Source organism: Paraburkholderia sp. HD33-4, assembly GCF_021390635.1.
Classification (GTDB): domain Bacteria; phylum Pseudomonadota; class Gammaproteobacteria; order Burkholderiales; family Burkholderiaceae; genus Paraburkholderia.
In genome coordinates this window covers 527,726-550,048 of record NZ_JAJEJS010000001.1, presented here as the reverse complement: position 1 = coordinate 550,048, position 22,323 = coordinate 527,726, and the positions used below count along the sequence as shown (strand labels likewise).

20 protein-coding genes are annotated in these 22,323 nt (G+C 65.1%); 11 read left to right on the top strand and 9 right to left on the bottom strand.

Features of this window, described 5'->3' with window-relative positions:
• Window positions 1–192: 192 nt before the first annotated feature.
• The gene (locus tag L0U84_RS02490) at window positions 193–1,011 is read left to right on the top strand and encodes a mechanosensitive ion channel family protein (protein ID WP_233847387.1); all 819 of its coding nucleotides are present in this window, start codon (window positions 193–195) and stop codon (window positions 1,009–1,011) included.
• Window positions 1,012–1,117: 106 nt separating this feature from the next.
• Here L0U84_RS02490 and L0U84_RS02485 read toward each other — a convergent pair whose 3' ends face one another.
• On the bottom strand, window positions 1,118–1,789 hold the full coding sequence (locus tag L0U84_RS02485; RefSeq protein ID WP_233847385.1) for a VTT domain-containing protein: 672 nt from the start codon (window positions 1,787–1,789) through the stop codon (window positions 1,118–1,120).
• Between the two features lie 194 nt (window positions 1,790–1,983).
• Here L0U84_RS02485 and mutL point away from each other — a divergent pair, with 194 nt between their 5' ends.
• Window positions 1,984–4,089, top strand: a complete 2,106-nt coding sequence (mutL, locus tag L0U84_RS02480; RefSeq protein WP_233847377.1) for a DNA mismatch repair endonuclease MutL — start codon at window positions 1,984–1,986, stop codon at window positions 4,087–4,089.
• Window positions 4,090–4,135: 46 nt separating this feature from the next.
• Window positions 4,136–5,080 (top strand): tRNA (adenosine(37)-N6)-dimethylallyltransferase MiaA, encoded by a 945-nt coding sequence (miaA, locus tag L0U84_RS02475; RefSeq protein ID WP_233847375.1) that lies wholly within the window; start codon window positions 4,136–4,138, stop codon window positions 5,078–5,080.
• A gap of 127 nt (window positions 5,081–5,207) precedes the next feature.
• Here miaA and purM read toward each other — a convergent pair whose 3' ends face one another.
• On the bottom strand, window positions 5,208–6,275 hold the full coding sequence (purM, locus tag L0U84_RS02470) for a phosphoribosylformylglycinamidine cyclo-ligase (RefSeq protein ID WP_233847373.1): 1,068 nt from the start codon (window positions 6,273–6,275) through the stop codon (window positions 5,208–5,210).
• A gap of 274 nt (window positions 6,276–6,549) precedes the next feature.
• On the opposite strand from purM, the gene hda reads away from it, so the two are divergent.
• The 6 genes from hda to panB are packed head-to-tail and all read left to right on the top strand — an operon-like array spanning window position 6,550 to window position 11,730.
• Window positions 6,550–7,302: a DnaA regulatory inactivator Hda gene (gene hda / locus L0U84_RS02465; protein WP_233847365.1), complete on the top strand. Its 753-nt coding sequence runs from the start codon at window positions 6,550–6,552 to the stop codon at window positions 7,300–7,302.
• Window positions 7,295–7,981 carry an HAD family hydrolase gene (locus L0U84_RS02460; RefSeq protein ID WP_233847363.1) on the top strand — a complete coding sequence of 229 codons (687 nt, stop codon included), beginning with the start codon at window positions 7,295–7,297 and terminating at the stop codon, window positions 7,979–7,981. Before hda ends, L0U84_RS02460 begins: the two co-directional genes overlap by 8 nt.
• A complete protein-coding gene (gene pcnB, locus L0U84_RS02455) occupies window positions 7,978–9,606 on the top strand; it encodes a polynucleotide adenylyltransferase PcnB (protein ID WP_233847361.1) in 1,629 nt (542 codons plus the stop codon). The genes L0U84_RS02460 and pcnB overlap by 4 nt, the downstream gene beginning before the upstream one ends.
• 51 nt (window positions 9,607–9,657) lie before the next feature.
• Complete coding sequence (folK, locus tag L0U84_RS02450) at window positions 9,658–10,200, top strand: 2-amino-4-hydroxy-6-hydroxymethyldihydropteridine diphosphokinase (protein WP_129956953.1); 543 nt, start codon at window positions 9,658–9,660, stop codon at window positions 10,198–10,200.
• Window positions 10,197–10,877 (top strand): deoxynucleoside kinase, encoded by a 681-nt coding sequence (locus L0U84_RS02445; RefSeq protein WP_233847359.1) that lies wholly within the window; start codon window positions 10,197–10,199, stop codon window positions 10,875–10,877. The genes folK and L0U84_RS02445 overlap by 4 nt, the downstream gene beginning before the upstream one ends.
• Window positions 10,878–10,914: 37 nt before the next feature.
• A complete protein-coding gene (panB, locus tag L0U84_RS02440) occupies window positions 10,915–11,730 on the top strand; it encodes a 3-methyl-2-oxobutanoate hydroxymethyltransferase (protein WP_233847357.1) in 816 nt (271 codons plus the stop codon).
• 48 nt (window positions 11,731–11,778) lie between these two features.
• On the opposite strand, the gene pabB is transcribed toward panB, so the two are convergent.
• From pabB to grpE, 4 genes are all read right to left on the bottom strand, one after another.
• On the bottom strand, window positions 11,779–13,665 hold the full coding sequence (gene pabB / locus L0U84_RS02435; protein ID WP_233847355.1) for an aminodeoxychorismate synthase component I: 1,887 nt from the start codon (window positions 13,663–13,665) through the stop codon (window positions 11,779–11,781).
• An 18-nt stretch (window positions 13,666–13,683) separates the two neighbouring features.
• On the bottom strand, window positions 13,684–14,823 hold the full coding sequence (gene dnaJ, locus L0U84_RS02430; protein WP_129956957.1) for a molecular chaperone DnaJ: 1,140 nt from the start codon (window positions 14,821–14,823) through the stop codon (window positions 13,684–13,686).
• A 267-nt stretch (window positions 14,824–15,090) separates the two neighbouring features.
• Window positions 15,091–17,040 carry a molecular chaperone DnaK gene (gene dnaK, locus L0U84_RS02425; RefSeq protein ID WP_233847353.1) on the bottom strand — a complete coding sequence of 650 codons (1,950 nt, stop codon included), beginning with the start codon at window positions 17,038–17,040 and terminating at the stop codon, window positions 15,091–15,093.
• 331 nt (window positions 17,041–17,371) lie between these two features.
• Window positions 17,372–17,959, bottom strand: a complete 588-nt coding sequence (gene grpE, locus L0U84_RS02420) for a nucleotide exchange factor GrpE (RefSeq protein WP_233847351.1) — start codon at window positions 17,957–17,959, stop codon at window positions 17,372–17,374.
• Window positions 17,960–18,327: 368 nt separating this feature from the next.
• On the opposite strand from grpE, the gene L0U84_RS02415 reads away from it, so the two are divergent.
• The gene (locus tag L0U84_RS02415) at window positions 18,328–18,489 is read left to right on the top strand and encodes a hypothetical protein (protein WP_168991409.1); all 162 of its coding nucleotides are present in this window, start codon (window positions 18,328–18,330) and stop codon (window positions 18,487–18,489) included.
• Here the strand turns inward: L0U84_RS02415 and L0U84_RS02410 are convergent.
• The 3 genes from L0U84_RS02410 to hrcA all read right to left on the bottom strand — a co-directional run bounded on the left by L0U84_RS02410 (window position 18,461) and on the right by hrcA (window position 21,149).
• Window positions 18,461–18,868, bottom strand: a complete 408-nt coding sequence (locus L0U84_RS02410) for an RNA-binding S4 domain-containing protein (RefSeq protein WP_129956960.1) — start codon at window positions 18,866–18,868, stop codon at window positions 18,461–18,463. The genes L0U84_RS02415 and L0U84_RS02410 overlap by 29 nt on opposite strands.
• 8 nt (window positions 18,869–18,876) lie before the next feature.
• Window positions 18,877–19,947 (bottom strand): ferrochelatase, encoded by a 1,071-nt coding sequence (hemH, locus tag L0U84_RS02405; protein WP_233847349.1) that lies wholly within the window; start codon window positions 19,945–19,947, stop codon window positions 18,877–18,879.
• Window positions 19,948–20,129: 182 nt separating this feature from the next.
• A complete protein-coding gene (gene hrcA / locus L0U84_RS02400) occupies window positions 20,130–21,149 on the bottom strand; it encodes a heat-inducible transcriptional repressor HrcA (RefSeq protein WP_233847347.1) in 1,020 nt (339 codons plus the stop codon).
• Window positions 21,150–21,359: 210 nt separating this feature from the next.
• On the opposite strand from hrcA, the gene L0U84_RS02395 reads away from it, so the two are divergent.
• Window positions 21,360–22,262, top strand: coding sequence for an NAD kinase (locus tag L0U84_RS02395; RefSeq protein ID WP_233847345.1), 903 nt, complete (start codon window positions 21,360–21,362; stop codon window positions 22,260–22,262).
• The last annotated feature ends 61 nt before the right edge of the window (window positions 22,263–22,323 follow it).

Here is a 22,323-nt window from a genome sequence, read left to right as displayed (position 1 = left end):
CGGCACGCCCCGACCGGCCTTTCACGTCCATCCCCGCCATGTTTCATCGCTCTATGGCCACCCGCGCACAAGGCAGGAACGGTCCTTGCGCATGCGCGCGCCGTCGGCTATAACTCCCGAAGACCGCGCGTTGTGGGTCATGGCACCACCGTCGTTCAATCCGTTGATGGCAACTTATAACGAGGAAACATCTTGGATATCGAATCCGTACGTGCATTCATCATGACCCAGGGCATCGACATCGGCACCAAGGTCATCGGCGCCATCGTGCTGTGGATCGTCGGCCGTTGGGTCATCGGGCTAATCTCCAACCTGTTGCGCAAGATGCTGGCACGCAACGGCCGGGTCGATCCGACGCTTGCAAACTACCTCGCGTCGATTCTCGGCGCGTTGCTGAACCTGCTGCTCGTCCTCGCGATCCTGCAAATCTTCGGTGTGCAGACGACGTCGTTCGCCGCGTTGCTCGCCGGTCTCGGCCTCGCGATCGGTACTGCGTGGGGCGGCCTGCTCGCGCACTTCGCCGCCGGCGTGTTCATGCAGGTGCTGCGGCCGTTCAAGGTCGGTGATTTCGTTACGGCCGGGGGCGTCACCGGCACCGTCACGGAGTTGGGCCTGTTCGGCACGACGATCGTCACGCCGGACAACGTGACGACCATCGTCGGCAACAACAAGATCTTTTCCGACACGATCTCGAACTACAGCGTGCTGCCGTTCCGGCGCGTCGAGTTGACCGCGAAGATCGCCAACGGCGTCGATCCGACCGACGCGATCGCGCGTTTGAAAGCCGCCGTCGCGAAGATTCCGAACGTGGCCGAAAACCCGGCGCCGGACATCGAGGTCCTGAGCTTCACACCGGAAGGACCGCTGCTGTGCGTGCGCCCTTACTCGTCCAACCAGAACTATTGGCAGGTCTACTTCGACACTAATCGCGCGATCGTGCAGACCTTCAAGGAAGCCGGCTACCCGACACCGGAAACGCCGCTCGCGCCGCGCGCGATCACGCGCGATTGATCTGATCGAACGTCCGCGCGGACCCGACCCGCGTCGGCACGGCGGCATAAAAAAAGGCGTCGCGAGATTCGCGACGCCTTTTGCGTATTGAAGGCCTCAAATACGGTCAACGCGGACTCGTGTTCGCACCATTCTTGCGCAGCATCTTCCACAACGCGCCGAGCACGACCGGCACGATCGCCGCGCCGATACCGACCAGCACGATCACATTCAGATACTGACGGATGAACGGGATGTTGCCGAAGAAGTAGCCGAGCAGCGTGAGCAGCAGCACCCACAACAGCGCGCCGACGACGTTGAACATCTGGAAGCGGCTCCAGGTCATCGACGACGCGCCCGCGACGAACGGCGCAAACGTCCGCACGACCGGGATGAAACGCGCGAGCACGATGGTCTTGCCGCCGTGCTTCTCATAGAAGTTGTGAGTCTTTTGCAGCGCGGCGCGATCGAGAAAGCGCTCGAGCACCGGAATGTGCGAATTGAACACACGCGGTCCGATCGCACGGCCGATCAGATAGTTGGTCGTATTGCCGGCGACCGCCGCCACCAGCAGCAACAGGATCAGCAGGCCGAGATGCATCTGCCCGGTCGCGCAGAACGCGCCGCCGATGAACAGCAGCGAATCGCCCGGCAGGAACGGCAGCACCACGAGCCCCGTTTCGGCGAACACGATCGCGAACAGCACCACGTAGACCCAGGCGCCGTAGACTTGAATGAAGTCCCCGAGAAACTTGTCGATGTGCAGGACAAGATTGGCGAAATGTAGCAACGTATCCAAGGATCGTCCTTTTAAACCAGTGTGTGCGTAGAGGGAAAACGGCCGCCGCGCGACCCCGCAACAGGAGCAGCAAGCGGCGGGCCGACCACTGCGAATTGACCGCGACATGATACCGAAAGTGCCTCCGGTCGATTGAAAAACTGCTGGTTGGTGGCACGCGCGGGCGGCGTGCGCCGAGTCGCTATAATTTCGCCATGTCCGAATTCTCCGAAACGCCTGCGGGCACCGCGGCCGCGGCCGCGCCTTCCGACGCCTCCAACCCGGCGCCCGCGCCGCGTCCGCTGCGCGCGATCCAGCCGCTGCCCGATCAACTGATCAGCCAGATCGCCGCCGGCGAAGTGGTCGAGCGGCCGGCGTCGGTGGTCAAGGAACTGCTCGAGAATGCGCTCGACGCGGGCGCGCAGACGCTGCGCATCCTGCTCGACGAAGGCGGCGTCAAACGCATCTCGATCACCGACGACGGCTGCGGCATCCCCGAGAACGAACTCGTGCTCGCACTGACGCGTCATGCGACCAGCAAGATCCGCTCGCTTGCCGAGCTCGAAGCGGTCGCGACGCTCGGGTTTCGCGGCGAAGCGCTGGCGTCGATCGCGTCGGTCGCGCAGATGAGCATCACGAGCCGCACTGCCGACGTGCCGCACGCGGTGCGCATCGACGCGGAAACCGGCGTGCTGAGTCCCGCCGCCGGCACCCAGGGCACGACGATCGAAGTCCGCGAGCTGTACTTCAACACGCCCGCGCGGCGTAAATTCCTGAAGAGCGAACAGACCGAACTCGGCCACTGTCTCGAACAGATCCGCCGCGCCGCGCTCGCGCGGCCCGATGTCGCGATTTCGGTGCTGCACAACGGCAAGGCCGTCGAACACTGGAACGCGAGCGAGCCGCCCGCGCGCGTCGCGAAGATTCTCGGCGACACGTTCGCGACCGCCCATCTGCCGCTCGACGAATCCGCCGGTCCGCTCGCGATCTACGGCTGCGCTGGTCTGCCGACCGCGAGCCGCGGCCGCGCCGATCAGCAATACTTCTTCGTCAACGGCCGCTTCGTGCGTGACAAGCTGCTCACGCACGCGGTGCGTGCCGCGTATGAAGACGTGCTGCACGGTGAGCGTTATCCGTCGTACGTGCTGTTCCTCGATCTGCCGCCCGAAGGCGTCGACGTGAACGTGCATCCGTCGAAAATCGAAGTGCGTTTCCGCGATTCGCGCTCGATCCACCAGTTCGTGTTCCATGCGGTGCAGCGCGCGCTCGCGCGGCACGCGGGCGCGTCGCCGGAAACGACGGCGGGCGGCCATGCGGCGCATCTTGAGGCGTCGGCCGGCGGACCGGCTTCATTCGGGTCGACGCCGCTCGCTGGGGCAAGCGCCGTAGGCGACGGCATTGGCGCGGGCGCCGGTGCTTCGAGCGGCGGCGGCTCTGGCGCTAGCAGCGGCGGCGGCTTTGGCGGCGGCAGCGGCTTCGGCGGATTCAGTGCCCCGGGCGCAACGCAGCCCGGCAACACGTGGATGCGCCAGGCGCGCATGACGCAAGGCACGCTACCGGTCGCACAACCGCTCGCCGGTTACGATGCGCTGTTCGGCCGCAAGGATCCGCTTGCCGGCCGGGTCGAAGGCGCGTCACTGTTCGAGGCGCGTGACTCGGCAACCGACACGACGCCGCCGTACGATGCAGCACCGTTCGCATCGCGCCCCGCATCCCCCGCATTCGACGCCACCGACGACCAGCCGCTCGGCTTCGCGCTCGGCCAGATCCACGGCATCTATGTGCTCGCGCAGAACCGCCACGGGCTCGTGATCGTCGACATGCATGCCGCGCACGAGCGCATCCTTTACGAGCAGTTCAAGAACGCGCTCGCCGACCGCGCGATCGCCGTGCAGCCGCTGCTGATCCCGCAGACGATGCAGGCCGATCCGGTCGAAATCGGCACGGTCGAGGAAGAGCGCGATACGCTCGATGCGCTCGGCTTCGACCTCGCGGTACTGTCGCCGACCACACTCGCGATCCGCGCGGTCCCCGCCTTGCTGAAGGACGCCGACCTGCAAGTGCTCGCGCGCGCGGTGCTGTCCGACCTGCACGCGTTCGGCGGCTCGCGCGTGCTGACGGAGCGTCAGCACGAACTGCTCGGCACGCTCGCGTGCCATCACGCGGTGCGCGCGAACCGGCGTCTGACGCTCGACGAAATGAACGCGCTGTTGCGCCAGATGGAAGCAACGGAGCGCGCCGACCAGTGCAACCACGGGCGTCCGACCTGGTATCAGCTGACGCTGGCCGATCTCGATCGGCTGTTCATGCGCGGCCAGTAACGCGCCGCGTTCGATCACACCGTCCTCGCCGCGCGCCCGCTTGCTCATGACGTCACGCCCTACTCCCATCCCCTGCCTGCTCGGCCCGACCGCATCCGGCAAGACCGCCGCCGCGCTCGCGCTTGCCGCGCGGCGGCCGGTCGAAATCATCAGCGTCGATTCGGCGCTCGTCTATCGCGAGATGGACATCGGCACTGCGAAGCCGACTGCTGAAGAGCGCGCGGTCGCGCCGCATCATCTGATCGATATCGTCGATCCGGCCGGTTCGTACTCCGCCGCGCAATTTCGCGCCGATACCTTGCGGCTCGTCGGCGAGATTCATGCGCGCGGGCGGCTGCCGCTGCTGGTCGGCGGCACGATGCTGTACTACAAGGCGCTAACGCAGGGGCTCAACGACCTGCCCGGCGCCGACGCCGACGTTCGTGCGACACTCGACGCCGACGCCGCCCGCGACGGCTGGCCGGCGCTTCACGCGCGGCTCGCCGAGATCGATCCGGTCACCGCCGCGCGTCTCGCGCCGAACGATTCGCAGCGCATCCAGCGCGCGCTGGAAGTGTTCATGCTTGCCGGCCAGCCGATGTCGACGCTGCTCGCCGCACCCGCACCCACCGACGCCGCCGCGTCGGCATGGCGCTTCGTGCCGGTCGCGCTGGAGCCGTCCGAGCGTGGCGTGCTGCACGCACGCATCGAGCAGCGCTTCGATGCGATGCTTGCGCACGGTTTCGTCGATGAAGTCGTGAAACTGCGCGCGCGCGGCGACCTGCTGCCCGAAATGCCGTCGATGCGCTGCGTCGGGTATCGGCAGGTGTGGGAATACCTCGACGGCGCGGTCGACCGTCGGACCATGCGCGACAAGGGCATCTTCGCGACGCGGCAACTCTGCAAGCGACAGCTCACGTGGCTGCGCAGCATGCCGGAAAGACAGGTCGTGGATTGCTGCGATCCGCACGCGACGGCGCGGGTGGTGGAGTTGATCGAGACGCTGGTTTGAGACGCCGGTCAGCGGGAGGGAATCGGAGGGATGTAAAGCGGGGATTTGAAGCGCGGGATTTGAAGCAAAAGATTCGAAGCCCGCGTGGCGCGCCATTGCGGCGCGCCACGCGAACCCTCGTCAAACTTTAAACCACGACCGTCTGCGCTTCGCCCGCCGCGCTTTCACGGACCGTGCCGATCTTCCAGACCTGCTCGCCCGCCGCGGACAGCAGCCCGATCGCCGCTTCGGCGTCCGCCGCCGACACGATCACCGCCATACCGATACCGCAGTTGAACACGCGGTGCATTTCCGCATCGGCGACACCGCCGTGCTGTTGCAGCCACGAGAACAGCGGCGGCAGCGGCCATGCGCGATGATCGAGCTCGGCCGTCAGACCCTCGCGCAGCACGCGCGGAATGTTCTCGACGAGGCCGCCGCCCGTGATGTGCGCCATGCCCTTCACCTCGATCTGCTGCATCAGCGCGAGCAGCGGCTTCACGTAGATGCGCGTCGGCGCCATCAGCGCGTCAGCGAGCGAGCGGCCGTCGAAGTCCGCGTTCAGATCGGGATTGGCGCGCTCGATGATCTTGCGCACCAGCGAGAAGCCGTTCGAATGGATGCCGCTCGACGCGAGTCCGAGCACCACGTCGCCCGGAGCGATCTTGCTGCCGTCGATGATCTTGCTCTTTTCGACCGCGCCGACCGCGAAACCAGCCAGATCGTATTCGCCGTCCGGGTACATGCCCGGCATTTCCGCGGTTTCGCCGCCGATCAGCGCACAGCCCGACAGCTCGCAGCCTTGCGCGATGCCCTTCACGACGGTCGCCGCCGTGCCGACGTCGAGCTTGCCGCAGGCGAAATAGTCGAGGAAGAACAACGGCTCGGCGCCCTGCACGAGGATGTCGTTGACGCTCATTGCGACCAGGTCCTGGCCGACCGTGTCGTGCTTGTTCAGCTGGAACGCGAGACGCAGCTTGGTGCCGACGCCGTCGGTGCCGGACACGAGCACCGGCTCCTTGTACTTCTTCGGCACTTCGAACAGCGCGCCGAATCCACCGATGCCGCCCAGCACGCCGTCGCGCAGGGTCTTCTTGGCAAAGGGCTTGATGGCATCGACGAGGGCGTCGCCCGCATCGATGTCCACGCCGGCGTCGCGATACGACAAACCTTGGGCCGAATCGGTTGAAGGCTGAGCGGATTTCGGTTGATTCATGGGGAAAAGCTCGAAGGTCGGTAAAATGCGATTTTACCCGATGCTGGCCGCCTGGCTGGAATTCGCACGTTCCGACGAGATCCGGGAAACGAGTTTGCAACACGACACCCCGATTCCGGCGCCGCCGGCCGCGCAATCCAGTCCGCCGCGCTTCGCGACGCGCGGCCTGGCAACCCGGCGAGCACGCTTTACGACAACTACCGCCTGGCGACGTTCCAGGCCCAGAGGTCCGGTCCACTCGCGGCCCGAGCCTCATTTTCGGCATTAACCTACTGTGCTTCGTCAACTGACGCTCGATCTCGGCACCCCGCCGCCATCGACATTCGACAATTTCTTCGCCGGCGCGAACGCCGAGCTGGTCACGCGCCTGCGGGAGCTCGACGACGCGCTCGCTTCCGGGCCGGTCGCCGATCGCACCTTCTACATCTGGGGCGAAGCCGGCAGCGGCCGTACGCACCTGCTGCAGGCGCTCGTGCACGAAGCGCCGCCGGGGCATGCGCGCTTCGCCGGTCCGCAAAGCAGCCTCGCCGCCTTCGGCTTCGATCCGCGCGTCGCGCTCTATGCGATCGACGATTGCGACGCGCTGTCGGCCGCGCAGCAGATCGCCGTGTTCAACCTGTTCAACGAAGTGCGCGCGCATCCGACGAGCGCGCTCGTCGCCGCGGGCAACGCGCCGCCGATCGGCATGACCGTGCGCGAAGATCTGCGCACGCGCCTCGGCTGGGGTCTCGTGTTTCACCTCGCGCCGCTGCCCGACGACGCGAAGGCCGCGGTACTCAAACGCGCGGCGCGCGAGCGCGGCATCATGCTCGCCGACGACGTCCCGGCCTACCTGCTCACGCACTTTCGCCGCGACATGCCGAGCCTGATGGCGCTGCTCGACGCGCTCGACCGGTTCTCGCTCGAACAGAAGCGCGCGGTCACGCTGCCGCTGTTGCGCACGATGCTCGCGTCGCCCGATCCCGCCACCGTGCCGGGTTCACACGCCGGCCTTCCCGCTTCAAGTAAAATAGGCCCCCATGGCTAATCTTGCACTCTTCGATCTCGACCACACGCTCATTCCCACCGACAGCGACCACGAATGGGGCCGCTTCATGGTGAAAAAAGGCATGGTCGACGCCGAAAATTTCGCCCGTGAAAACGACCGCTTCTACGCCGACTACAAGGCTGGCAAGCTCGACATTCACGCTTATCTGATCGCCATGCTGACGCCGCTCGCGAAGTACACGCGCGCGCAACTCGCCGACCTGCACGCGCAGTACATGCACGAAGTCATTACGCCGGCCATCCAGCCGGTGGCGATCGAACTCGTGAAACAGCACCGCGAAGCGGGTGACCTGTGCTGCGTCGTCACGGCGACCAACGAATTCATCACGCGGCCGATCGCGCAGGCGTTCGGCGTCGACACGCTGATCGCGTGCGAGGTGGAGACCGTCGGCGGCGAGCCGCACGGCGCCTACACCGGCCGTCCGACCGGCACGCCGAGCTACAAGGAAGGCAAGATCGTGCGCACCGAAATGTGGCTCGCGTCGCTCGGCAAGAGCTGGAGCAACTTCGAGCACAGCTATTTCTATAGCGACTCGCACAACGATATCCCGCTGCTCGAAAAAGTCACCGATCCCATCGCGACCAATCCGGACGACACGTTGCGCGCCCATGCGCAGGCCAAAGGCTGGCGCATCCTCGAACTCTTCCAACCCTCGTGATCAAGAAACTCATCCGCAAGCTATTCGGCCAGGACGCGGCGACCGCTGACGACACGCTCTCCGCCGAAACCCGCGCCGAGGCCAGCGCCGACGGCGACGCCAATGCCAGCAAGCCGGCGCGCGCCAAGTCCGTTTCCGGCACGACCGCTTCCGGCACGACCGCGCGGCCGCGTCGCAAGTCCGCCGGCACCGCTGCCGCCGCCAAAGCGCCGCCCGAGCCGGACGTCCCCGTCATCATTCCGCACGACGTGCACGGCATCGACCCCACGCTGATCTCGCGCAACGCGATCCGCGTGACCGAGGGCCTGCAACAGGCGGGATTCCGCGCGTTCATCGTCGGTGGCGCGGTGCGCGACCTGCTGCTCGGCATCAAGCCGAAAGACTTCGACGTCGCGACCGACGCGACGCCCGAACAGGTGCAGAAGCTGTTCCGCCGCGCGCGCATCATCGGCCGGCGCTTCCAGATCGTGCACGTGCAGTTCGGCCAGGAAATCATCGAGACCTCGACGTTCCGTGCGCTGGTCGATCCGCCCGCGGCCGACGCGCCGCCGCCGAAGCGTCTGAAGCGCGACGAGCTCGACCGCCGCACCCACGCGGTCGACGCGAGCGGCCGCGTGCTGCGCGACAACGTGTGGGGCGAGCAGCACGAAGACGCCACGCGCCGCGACTTCACGATCAACGCGATGTACTACGATCCAGCCACGCAAACCGTGCTGGACTACCACAACGGCATGGCCGACATGCGCGCGCGCCTGTTGCGCATGATCGGCGACCCGGCAACACGCTATCGCGAGGACCCGGTGCGCATGCTGCGCGTCGTGCGCTTCGCCGCCAAGCTCGACTTCGAGATCGACGACGCCACGCGCGCGCCGATCGAGAAGATGGCCGATCTGATCAACAACGTGCCCGCCGCGCGTCTGTTCGACGAAATGCTGAAGCTGATGCTGTCGGGCCACGCGCTCGCGTGTCTGAAGCGGCTGCGTCAGGAAGGCCTGCATCACGGGCTGCTGCCGCTGCTCGACGTCGTGCTCGAGCAGCCGACCGGCGAAAAATTTATTTCTCTGGCACTCTCTAATACCGATGCACGCGTGCTCGCCGGTAAGCCGGTGTCGCCGGGCTTTCTGTTCGCGACGCTGTTGTGGCACGACGTGCAGCAGCGCTGGCAGAAGTTCGAGTCCGAAGGCGAGTATCCGGTGCCCGCGCTGCATCGCGCGATGGACGAAGTGCTCGACATGCAGACCGAAAAGCTCGCGATCCACAAGCGCTTCTCGGCCGACATGCGCGAGATCTGGGGCCTGCAACTGCGCCTCGAAAAACGCTCGGGCCGCAGCGCGCTGAAGCTGCTGGAACACCAAAGATTTAGAGCGGGGTATGATTTCCTCCTGTTGCGCTGCGCATCGGGCGAACTCGACGAGTCGGTCGGTGTGTGGTGGACTGAGTTCATCGAAGGAGACGTCGCCGCGCGCGAGGCATTGCTCACGCAAGGCGGGAAGGACCGGAGCCCTAGAAAACGACGGCGGCGCGGTGGCGCCAGAAACCGCAAATCAGGTGACGGAGTGGAGGGCGGCTCGTCCGCCGAACGCACGGACAACGACGCGGGCCAAGAAGGCCCGCACGAAGACTGACGCGGCGTTCGCGGAAAAGCCGTCAAAACGATAGTTGCAGGAAGTTATGCCATGACGGTTGCTTATCTTGGCCTCGGCGCGAATCTCGGGGACGCGCGCCAGACCCTGAAAGACGCGGTGGTGTGCCTCGCACAACAGCACGCCATCACCGTGCTCGCCAAATCGAGCCTGTATCGTACTGCCCCGATCGACGCGGGCGGCGATGACTATTTCAACTGCGTCGTGAAGCTGGAAACGACGCTCCCCGTGCGGCATCTGCTCGCGCTGTGCCACAAGATCGAGCATCAGTTCGGCCGTGAACGGCCGTTCCGCAATGCGCCGCGCACGCTCGATCTCGACATCCTGCTGTATGGCGACCAATCCATCGACGAAGCCGATCTGATCGTGCCGCATCCACGCCTCGTCGAGCGCGCGTTTGCGCTAGTGCCGCTCGTCGAGATCGACGCGGCAATCGTCATTCCGCGACATGGCCAGGCCGCCGCGCTGCTCGACAGCGTCAGCGATCAGCGCATCGAGAAGGTGAAGTCGCCCTGCCAGTGCCCGATGCTCAGTGCGCTCACCGGCGATTCCGCCGAGAAAGGCCGCTGCGAATGAGTTCGCCGCCGCTCACGGTCACTGCGCCGCAGCTGCGCCCGCCGTTCGGCTATATCGCGATCGAGGGGCCGATCGGCGTCGGCAAAACCTCGCTCGCGCGGCGCCTCGCGCAACGCTGGTCGATGCACGAACTGTTCGAGCGCTCGCAGGACAATCCGTTTCTCGAGCGCTTCTATCGCGACACCACGCGCTATGCACTGCCGGTGCAGTTGCACTTCGCGCTGCAACGCGCGCAGCAGGCGCAGCAAGTGAGCGCCGCGCAGGCGAGCGGCACGCCGCTGATCGCCGACTTCATCACGCAGCGAAACGACGTCTTCGCGCGTCTGACCTTGCAGGAAGACGAGTGGCAGCTCTATCGCGCGCTGGCCGCGCGGCTCGACGTCAGCGCGCCGGAGCCGGACTTCGTCGTCTATCTGCAGGCGAGCCCCGAGGTGTTGTTCGCGCGGATCCAGAAGCGCGCGGTGCCGATGGAGCTGCAGATTTCCGATGCGTATCTGCGCGCGCTGTGCGACGCGTACAACGAATTCTTCTACCACTACGACCGCGCGCCCGTGCTGACGGTCAACGCCGAGCATCTGAATCCGCTCGACTCCGACGCGGACCTTGCGCTGCTCGCCGAACGCATCGGGACGATGCGCGGCCGCAAGGAGTTCTTCGTCAAAGCCACGTCGCTGTAAGCGGCGCGGCCAGTTCATTTTTCTCACTGGATTGACCATGACTTATTTGCAGGAAACGAGCCGGAGCGCCGTCACCGTGCCGAAACTGCAGGCGATGCGCGACGCCGGCGAAAAGATCGCGATGCTCACCTGCTACGACGCGAGCTTCGCCGCGTTGCTCGATCGCGCGGGCGTCAATGTGCTGCTGATCGGCGACTCGCTCGGCAACGTGCTGCAAGGCCAGGCGACCACGCTGCCGGTGTCGCTGGCCGACATCGCGTATCACACGGCGAGCGTCGCACGCGCGAGACCGTCGGCGTTGATCGTCGCCGACCTGCCTTTCGGCACGTATGGCACGCGCGAAGACGCGTTCAGGAGCTCGGTCGAATTGATGCGCGCGGGCGCGCAGATGGTCAAGCTCGAAGGCGGCGAATGGCTCGCGGACACGGTGCGGTTTCTGGTCGAGCGCTCGATTCCGGTGTGCGCGCACGTGGGTCTCACGCCGCAGTCGGTGCATGCGTTCGGCGGCTTCAAGGTGCAGGGCAAGACCGAAGCGGGCGCGAGCCAACTGCTGCGCGATTCGCTCGCTGTTCAGGAAGCGGGCGCGCAACTGATCGTGATGGAAGCGATCCCGTCGCAACTCGCGGGCGAGGTCACGCAGCAACTGCGCATTCCGACGATCGGCATCGGCGCCGGCCTCGACTGCTCGGGTCAGGTGCTCGTGCTGCACGACATGCTCGGGATTTTCCCCGGCAAGCGGCCACGCTTCGTGAAGGATTTCATGCAAGGACAGCCCAACATTCAGGCGGCTGTCGAGGCGTATGTGCGGGCGGTGAAGGAGGGGACGTTTCCGGGCGCCGAGCACACGTTTTGATGCCCGTTTGCCGCGCGAGCGCGTGGCATTCCGGTTTGTTTCAGTGCTCTAACCCACAACCCGTGCCGGCACCGCGCCGCGCAGCGCGTTGCACACGAGCAGCGCTTCGGCGTTCAGCACATCCGCCTGCGTCAGCACTTTTTCAGCTGCCCGGAGGCCCGACGCCCCGTCGAGCAACACGCCGCGCATCACACCAGGCAGCACGCCCGAGGCGAGCGGCGGCGTCCACCATTGCCCCGCGAGCTTTACGAACACGTTCGACCTGCCGCCTTCGGTCAGCTCGCCCCGTTCGTTGAAGAACAGCGTATCGAAGGCGCCCTTCGCTTCGGCTTCGCGCCAGCCGCGGTCATAGTCGGCGCGGCGCGTGGTCTTGTGACGCAGCAGCGGATCGGCCGCGTGCGTCGGCGCGAACTGCGCTTCGGAGCCGAGCAGAACACCAACCAACGCATCCGCCAACGGCGTAAGTACCGCGGCCGTAATCTGGGTCGCGCCGCTCTTGCTCAAAGCTAGCCGCATCCGATGCGGCGTCTGCGCCGGCAGCGTGGCGCAGCGTGCTGAAAGCTCCGCGCGGATGCGCGCTTCGTCGCACCCGAAGCCGAGCGTCGCGGCGCTCGACGACAAGCGCCGCAGATGCCGCTCGACATGCCGCACGCCATCTTCCCGCGTCGCGTACATCGTTTCGAACAGTTCGAAGCCCGGCTCGGCGCCCGTCAGAAAACGTGCTTTCAATCGACACTCCTCGTGCTCGTCGGCGGCCACGCTGTCGAGCACGATGCCCGCGCCAATGCCCATGCTGCCGCGCAGACTGTCCATGCCGCCGGCCTGCGCCGTCGACGCAGTCAAGCTCAGCGTGCGAATCGCGACCGACATGCAGAAGTCGCCGCAATCCTGATCGTCGCCCGGCGCATCGAGCCAGCCGATCGCGCCGGTATAAAGCCCGCGCGGCGTGCTTTCCAGTTCGTCGATCAACTGCATCGTGCGATGTTTCGGCGCACCGGTAATCGAGCCGCATGGAAACAGCGCGCGCAGGATCGTCGCGAACGAGGTGCCGCCGAGCAACGTCGCCTCCACCGTCGACGTCATCTGCCACACCGACGCATACGGCTCGACGGAAAACAGCGCCGGCACGTTGACCGAGCCGATCCGCGCGACCCGCGACAGGTCGTTGCGCAACAGATCGACGATCATCACGTTCTCGGCACGGTTCTTCGGATCGTTGGCGAGGAACTCGGCCTGGCTCCGGTCAATGGCAGGATCCTGCGAGCGCGGCGCCGTGCCCTTCATCGGCCGCGCGCGCAATGTCGGGCCGTGCTTTTCGACGAACAGTTCAGGCGAACACGACAGCACCCACGCAGCGTCCGGCAACGCGATCAGCGCGCCGAACGACACCGGCTGGCGCGCCCGCAAACGTCGATAGAACGCGAGCGGCGAGCCGAACACGTCGAAGCCGAGGCGGTACGTATAGTTAACCTGATAGGTATCGCCGGCACGCAGCGCGGCGTGAATCGCTTCGATCGCCGCATCGAACTCGGCGCGATCGACGCTCTCGCACACGTTCGCCGTGCCCGCGACCGACGGTTCGAGCGCATCGTTGTCGCGCGTCGTCAGCCACGCGTCGACTTCGTCGCGCGAAAGCTTCGCGCAGCGTTCGAACAATAAAAAACGCAGCGTGGCATTGCCACGCTGCGTTTCAAAGGAGCGGCGCGCATCGAAACCCATCAGCGCGCGGCCGAATTCATAGTCGGCGAGCACCACGGCGTGCAGGCCGTTGCGGGTATCCGCAGCGACGCTGTCGCACACGGCTTCGAGCTGCGCCGCCTCCGTGCACACCAGCTCGCGCACGAAACCCGTGTACAAGCGGCTCGACGGACGCGCCGCCGTTGCACCGCAATCGTCGAGCAGCGCGAACACCGCGCCGCGCCTGTCCACCGTCATGCTGACCGCCACATCAGATCAATCGAAAAAGCTCTTCACCCGGTCGAACCAGCTCTTGCTTTGCGGACTATGCCGCGCACCGCCTTCCACGAGCGCCTTTTCGAACTGCTTGAGCAGATCGCGCTGCCCTTCGGTGAGCTTGACCGGCGTTTCGACCTGCACGTGCACGTAAAGATCGCCGGCGATGCTCGAACGCAGCCCCTTGATGCCCTTGCCGCGCAGACGGAACGTCTTGCCCGACTGCGTGCCTTCCGGCACCGTGAAGCTGGCGCGACCGGCGAGCGTCGGCACCTCGATATCGCCGCCGAGCGCCGCGGTAGTGAACGGGATCGGCATCTGGCAATGCAGATCGTCGCCGTCACGCTCGAACACCGAGTGCTGCTTGATATGAATCTCGACGTACAGATCGCCCGACGGACCGCCATTGATGCCCGGCTCGCCGTTGCCGGCCGAGCGGATGCGCATGCCGTCGTCGATACCGGCCGGAATCTTCACTTCGAGCGTCTTGGTTTCCTTCACCTTGCCCGCGCCGTGGCAGTGATTGCACGGATCGGGGATGTAGGTGCCGGTGCCGTGGCACTTCGGGCAAGTCTGCTGGATGCTGAAGAAGCCCTGCGACATGCGCACCGAACCCGAGCCGCTACAGGTCGGGCAGGTGTCCGGCTTGGTGCCCGGCTTCGCGCCCGAGCCGTGACAGACTTCGCACGAGACCCAGCTCGGCACGCGAATCTGCGTGTCGTAGCCGTGTGCGGCCTGCTCGAGCGTGATTTCCATGCTGTAGCGCAGATCGGCTCCGCGGTACACCTGCGGGCCCGCGCGGCCGCCGCCGCGAGCGGCACCGCCGGCCGCCTGGCCGAAGATGTCGCCGAAGATGTCGCCGAATGCATCGGCGAAGCCGCCGAAACCTTGCGCACCAGCCCCACCCATGTTCGGATCGACGCCCGCGTGACCGTACTGGTCGTACGCGGCGCGCTTTTGCGAATCCGACAGCATTTCATAGGCTTCCTTCACCTCCTTGAAATGCTCTTCCGCATCCTTGTTGCCCGGATTGCGGTCGGGGTGGTGCTTCATCGCGAGCTTGCGATAAGCCTTCTTGATTTCGTCGTCGCTCGCGTTCTTTGCGACGCCCAGAACCTCGTAGTAATCCCGTTTCGCCATATCGGTTCAACGCCGCCGCGCAAAGCGACGCGGTAGCTCCTTGTGAATGCTGTGGAGTCTCACGACTCGTCCGGCCGCTGTCTGCGCCGCGCTTGCCCACGGTTCAAAACAACGCCCTCCATAAAACGAACGTGCCCGGAGAGCCCAAAGGGCTCGCCAGGCGCGAAAACCGCTCTTGCACTCGAGGCGCCCCAAGGGCGCCCCTGTTGTGCAGCCGGGCCGCACACACTGCTGTGCACGGCTTTACGGTCGGATGCCGACCTGGCTTTAGTCTTTCTTCACTTCCTTGAAGTCAGCGTCGACCACGTCGTCGGCCTGCTGGCTCGCGCCCGCCGATGCACCGGCACCGCCCGCCGCGCCCGCTGCCGCTTCGGCACCTTGCGCAGCCTGCATGTCGGCATACATCTTCTCGCCGATCTTCTGCGAGGCCGTGGCCACCACTTCGATCTTCGCTTCGATCGCAGCCTTATCGCTCGAGTTGCTCTTCAGCGTGTCTTCGAGGTCCTTCAACGCGGCTTCGATCTTGTCCTTCTCGCCGGCTTCGAGCTTGTCGCCGTACTCGGTCAGCGCCTTCTTCGTGCTGTGGACGAGCGCGTCACCCTGGTTGCGGGCGTCGGCCAGCTCACGCAGCTTGTGATCTTCTTCCGCGTTCGCTTCGGCGTCCTTCACCATCTTCTCGATTTCAGCTTCGGACAGACCCGAGTTCGCCTTGATCGTGATGCGGTTTTCCTTGCCGGTCGCCTTGTCCTTCGCGCCGACGTGCAGAATGCCGTTCGCGTCGATGTCGAAGCTCACTTCGATCTGCGGCACGCCGCGCGGTGCCGGCGGAATGCCTTCGAGGTTGAACTCGCCGAGCAGCTTGTTGCCCGCTGCCATTTCGCGCTCGCCCTGGAACACCTTGATCGTCACGGCGCTCTGATTGTCGTCAGCCGTCGAGTAAACCTGTGCGTGCTTGGTCGGGATCGTGGTGTTCTTGTTGATCATCTTCGTCATCACGCCGCCGAGCGTTTCGATGCCGAGCGACAGCGGGGTCACGTCGAGCAGCAGAACGTCCTTGCGGTCGCCCGACAGAACCTGGCCCTGGATCGCGGCGCCAACGGCCACGGCTTCGTCCGGGTTCACGTCACGGCGCGGATCCTTGCCGAAGAATTCCTTCACCTTTTCCTGCACCTTCGGCATACGGGTCATACCGCCGACCAGGATCACGTCGTCGACTTCGCCGACCTTCACGCCAGCGTCCTTGATCGCGACACGGCACGGCTCGATGGTGCGTTCGATCAGGTCTTCGACCAGCGCTTCCAGCTTGGCGCGCGTGATCTTCAGGTTCAGGTGCTTCGGACCCGATGCGTCCGCCGTGATGTACGGCAGGTTGATTTCGGTCTGCTGGCTCGACGACAGTTCGATCTTCGCCTTCTCAGCCGATTCCTTCAGGCGCTGCAGCGCGAGCACGTCTTTCGACAGATCGACGCCCTGCTCCTTCTTGAACTCGCCGATGATGTAGTCGATGATGCGCTGGTCGAAGTCTTCGCCGCCGAGGAACGTATCGCCGTTCGTGGACAGCACTTCGAACTGCATTTCGCCGTCGACGTCTGCGATTTCGATGATCGACACGTCGAACGTACCGCCGCCCAGGTCGTACACCGCGATCTTGCGGTCGCCCTTTTCAGCCTTGTCCAGACCGAACGCGAGAGCCGCGGCGGTCGGTTCGTTGATGATCCGCTTGACTTCCAGACCGGCGATGCGGCCGGCGTCCTTGGTTGCCTGACGCTGGCTGTCGTTGAAGTACGCCGGCACCGTGATCACGGCTTCCGTGACGGTCTCGCCGAGGTAGTCCTCAGCGGTCTTCTTCATCTTGCGCAGAACTTCGGCGGAGATTTGCGGCGGCGCGAGTTTCTGTTCGCGCACTTCGACCCATGCGTCACCGTTGTCGGCCTTCATGATCTTGTACGGCATCAGACCGATGTCTTTCTGCACTTCCTTTTCTTCGAAGCGGCGGCCGATCAGGCGCTTGACCGCGTACAGCGTGTTCTTCGGATTGGTGACCGACTGACGCTTGGCCGGCGCGCCGACCAGGATCTCGCTGTCTTCCATGTAAGCGATGATCGACGGCGTGGTGCGCGCGCCTTCCGAGTTCTCGATGACCTTGACCGAGTTGCCTTCCATGATCGCCACGCACGAGTTGGTCGTGCCGAGGTCGATGCCGATGATTTTGCCCATTTTTACAAATCTCCTGACTTTGATCGCTGCGGAAAGCGCCCGGTTGGCCCATCTGGCGGCCGGACTATCCGCTCTGAATTCATACCTGCACTCAAAATAAGTGCGGCCACATCGTTTTCAAGACCTCTTTTGCGATGCGGTCTTTAATTTTTTTCAATCACGGGGCGCGCTGCCGAATCTTTGCTGCGAGCCCGCTCCGTCAGCCTGCACGGCGCCCCCGGCGTGGTTTGCCGGAAGTGCCTGATTCGACTGGATCTTTTGCGACGCGATGCGACGACGCAGGCGCCGCGGGCCCCGCAGGCGCAAACGCCCGAAGTGCGCGCCGACGTGCTTACTTCGGCGCCGCGACGGTCACGAGCGCGGGACGCAGCACGCGATCCGCAATCACGAAGCCCTTTTGCAGCACAGCGACGACGGTGTTCGGCTCCTGGTCGGCCGGCACCATCGAAATGGCCTGATGGCGATGCGGGTCGAACTTTTCGCCGACCGGATTGATCGCCACGACGCGGCCCTTCTCGAGCGCGCCGCTCAACTGGCGCAGAGTGAGTTCGACGCCTTCGCGGACCTTCTGCAGGTCGTCGGACGAATGGGCAACGGCCGCCTCGAGACTGTCGACGACCGGCAGCAGATGCTCGGCGAAGCTCTCGATCGCAAACTTGTGCGCCTTGGCGACGTCTTCCTGCCCGCGACGGCGCACGTTTTCGGTTTCGGCCTTCGCGCGCAGAAAGCTTTCCTGCAGCTCGGCGATCTTCGCCTGAGCGTCGGCCAGCGCCTGCTCGCCGGCTGCCTGGGCAGGTTCAGTGGCGGCGCCGGTGTCCTGCTGCTGAGCAGCGGCCCCGGCGGCCTCGGCGGCCTGGCGCGCGGCTTCGTCGGCGGGCGTGGGATTCTGGCTCGTCGGGTTCTCTTGCGTGTTTTCCATGTCGCTGAAAAGTCGTTAAAAAGTAAAAGCCAAAGGCGGTAAAAGCCGTTCCAGCGCGGGGCGATTCGTGCTTCGCACAATCGCGCCACGCGTTCTTCGCGCGGATCCGCCAGACCGGACCCCAGATGGGGCCTGAAAATGCCGTTTCAAGCGGTTCCCAGCGTTTTTTCGCACCACCGTCGTGCATGCGAAATGCGCCGTAACAAGGATTAACGTGGCGCAATCAGATAGGGATTGAGTGCAGCCCGCAACTGACCTATTCTCCACTCATGGAGCGGCAACGCCACGTTAACCCTAATCTGACGTAAGCCTTACCGATACCTGACAGTCGTTCCGATAGCCTGTTTCAGCCCACCAGGGGGAGTACCGTGAAACTGACCGTTGCAATCGGGGTGGTCGCACTGGTACTGATCGCGGGCACCACGACCATCTGCATGTCCGGTGCGGTCAATGACCACACCACCGAGTACGGCGGCGCGCACGCCACCGTGGAGCAATTTTTCAATCCCCACGCGAAAATCTGTCGATAGTGCGCCGGTCGCGTTTGGTCGGTCGCCCCTGCAGCACGGCGGCCGGCTCGTGGTACACCTTGCGCCGCTCCTGCTCGACCTGCCGCTTCGCCTTGCTCTCCGCGGTTTCCACATAAAGCGTCTGCGCGACGCTCGCCGGACCGCGTACGTCGCACACGCCCAGTACCTCGACCTGCCACACGTAGCGCTCGATCTCGATTTCGACCAGATCGCCGACACGCACGTCCTTGGCCGGCTTCACGGCCGCGCCGCCGATGCGCACCCGCCCCTTGTCGACCGCATCCGCGGCCAGCGAACGCGTCTTGAAAAAGCGCGCGGCCCACAGCCATTTGTCGATGCGCAGCTTCGCGCCCGGTTCGGTTGAAATGCGGTAGTTCATCTGCGTATTCAAGCTCCTGTGGTGTGCGGCACCGGCACCGCCTGCACCGGCCAGCCCTGCAGATGTTGCGCGACTATCTCACCGAGCGCGGCAACCCACGGCTGCGACGCGTTCAGACAGGCGATCCGGTGAAACTCCTTGCCGCCCGCATGCAGAAATTCGTCGCGCACTTCCATGCCGATTTCCTCGACCGTTTCGAGGCAGTCGGCGGTGAAACCCGGGCAAAACACGTCAGCACGCCGCACGCCTGCCGCGCCGAGTTCCTTCAACGTCGGCGCCGTGTAGGGCTGCAGCCATTCGGCCTTGCCGAAGCGCGACTGGAACGTGATGCGGCATTCGACCGGGGTCAATTCGAGCGCCTGCATCAGCAGCGCGGCGGTCTGCTGACATTGCTCGTGGTACGGGTCCCCGAGGTCGAGCGTGCGCTTGGGCACACCGTGAAAACTCAGCACGAGCTTGTCGCCCGCCGCGAAATCGGGGCGGCCGTGCAGATGCCAGTAGTGATGCACCTGCGCGGCGAGCGCGGCGATATACGCCGGGTGATCCGCGTACTGGCGCACCGTGCGGATTTCCGGCTGATTGCGCATGCGCCTGAGCGCGGAAAACGCTTCGTCGAACGCGGTCGCGGTGCTCGACGCCGAATATTGCGGATACATCGGCATCAGCAGCACGCGCTCGGCGCCCGCGAGCTTCAGCTGGTTCAGCATGGCCGGAATGCCTGGCGTGCCATAACGCATCGCGTACTCGACCAGCACCGTGTAGTCGTTCAGTTGCAGCAGATGGCGCAGGCCCTCGACCTGCTTTTCGGTATGCACGCGCAGCGGCGAGCCCTCGGGCATCCACACCGCCGCGTACTTCTTCGCGGAGCTGCGGCCGCGAAACGGCAGAATCAACAGACGCAGAATCAGCTGCCACAGCAACGCCGGAATTTCGACCACGCGAGGATCGGACAGGAACTGCGCGAGGTAGCGGCGCACCGCGCGAGGCGTCGGCGCATCGGGCGTGCCGAGATTGATCAGCAACACGGCGACGCGATGCGACGTGGCGTTCTGTGATGGCCGCTCGAGGTCGAAGCGCATAGGCAGCAGAAAATCACCGCTTCACGCGGCGAGTCGATTCAATGGAGATTCATTATAGCGGCGCGGGTTCTGCCGGGCGCCGCCAGACCCCCCTGGCCATTCGGACGATTGGCAGACGCAGCGCGTTCGCGCATCATGACCGGCACGGGCTGCGATGACGGCAGTTCCACGCAGCGCGAGGACTACTGCTGGCTGAGCGTCATGGACAACAGCCGCGCAGTGATGTCCACGATCGGAATCACGCGGTTGTAGGCCATGCGGGTCGGCCCGATCACGCCGAGCGTGCCAACGATCTTGCCGTTCACCTCGTACGGCGCGGTGACGACGCTCATTTCCTCGATCGGCACCAGAGTCGACTCGCCGCCGATGAAAATCTGCACGCCCGCCGCGTGACTCGACACGTCGAGCAACTGCAGGAGGCTGGTCTTCTGGTCGAACACATCGAACAGCTTGCGCAGCCGCGCCATGTCCGACGAAAGATCGGCGACTTCGAGCAGATTGCGCTCGCCCGAGATCAGCACGGTCTCTCCGGCGTCGGATTCGTCGGTGCTCGCGGTGACGGCCGCGTGCATCAGCGAGGTCATGTCGCCACGCAGCTCGTCGATTTCCCCGCGCAGGCGGCGGCGCACTTCGTCGAACGAGAGGCCCGCGAAGTGCGCGTTGATGTAATTGGAGGCTTCCACCAGCTGCGACGGCGAAAAGTCGCGCTGGGTGGCGAGGATGCGGTTCTGCACGTCGCCTTCGGGCGTCACGATGATCAGCAGGATGCGCTTGTCGGACAGGCGCATGAATTCGATCTGCTTGAACACGTGGCTGCGGCGCGGGGTGAGCACGACGCCGGCGAACTGCGACAGGTTGGACAGCACGCTCGCCGCCGCGGCGACGATCTTCTGCGGCTCGCCGACCTGCAGCGTGGTTTTGACGGCGCGCATCACCGCCTCCTCGTCGGCGGCGGACTCGACCGTCAGCATCGTGTCGACGAACAGACGGTAGCCGCGTGGCGTCGGAATGCGCCCCGCCGACGTATGCGGACTGATCACGAGCCCCAGATCCTCGAGGTCCGACATCACGTTGCGGATCGTGGCCGGGCTTAGTTCGAGGCCCGAGTAACGTGACAGCGTGCGCGAGCCGACCGGCTGACCTTCGGCGATGTAGCGCTCAATCAGCGTTTTGAGGAGGGTTTGTGCGCGAGGATCTAGCATGACGAAAAATTTTAGCTCAATGGCATCGCAGCCGCGAGCGCCCGCGGCGCCCGCTCCCGGCGAATGCGCCGCCCTCGGTGGGCTCGCATGTCATCAGGTCTACACCATTCTAACGATAATCGCGACATACGCAGACGCCCCGTGTGCGCCGGCCCACTACCGGGTCGGTCTGCGGTTCTTTTCAGGCCCTACCTATGGTGTAATGCCGGCATGCAAGTGACCAGCCAGTTCAAGACCGTCGCGCTCGTCGGGCGCAGCAATACGCCAGGCATTGGCGAGCCGCTGACCGCGCTCGCCGGGTGCATCGCGAAGCTCGGCTTCGAAGTCGTGTTCGAAGCCGACACCGCCGCCGAAATCGGCGTAACCGACTATCCGGCGCTGCGTCCCGCCGAGATCGGCGCGCGTGCGGACGTCGCCGTGGTGCTCGGCGGCGACGGCACGATGCTCGGCTTCGGCCGCCAGCTCGCGCCGTATCGCACGCCCTTGATCGGCATCAACCACGGACGGCTCGGCTTCATCACCGACATTCCGATCTCGGACATGCGCGAGATCGTGCCGCAAATGCTGTCGGGCAACTTCGAGCGCGAGGAGCGCGTGCTTCTGGAAGCGCGCATCGTGCGCGACGGCACGCCGATCTACCACGCGCTCGCGTTCAACGACGTGGTGGTCAACCGGAGCGGTTTTTCGGGCATGGCGGAGCTGCGCGTGTCGGTCGACGGCCGCTTCATGTACAACCAGCGCTCGGACGGCCTGATCGTCGCGACACCGACCGGCTCGACCGCGTACGCGCTGTCGTCGCAGGGGCCGATTCTGCATCCGCAGTTGCAGGGCTTCGTGCTCGTGCCGATCGCGCCGCACGCGCTGTCGAACCGGCCGATCGTGCTGCCCGACGACTCGAAGGTCAGCATCCAGATCGTGTCCGGGCGCGAAGTGAACGTCAATTTCGACATGCAATCGTTCACGTCGCTAGAGCTCGGCGACACGATCGAGGTGCGCCGTTCGCGTCACACGGTGCCGATGCTGCATCCGGTCGGCTACAGCTATTACGCGACGCTGCGCAAAAAGCTGCACTGGCACGAGTACCCGTCGCACGAAGAAGACCCGAGGCCGTAAGCGACGCTTTGAATCGCGCACGCCGCCGCGGCCGCCACCCGAATCCCAAGCTCACCCGACG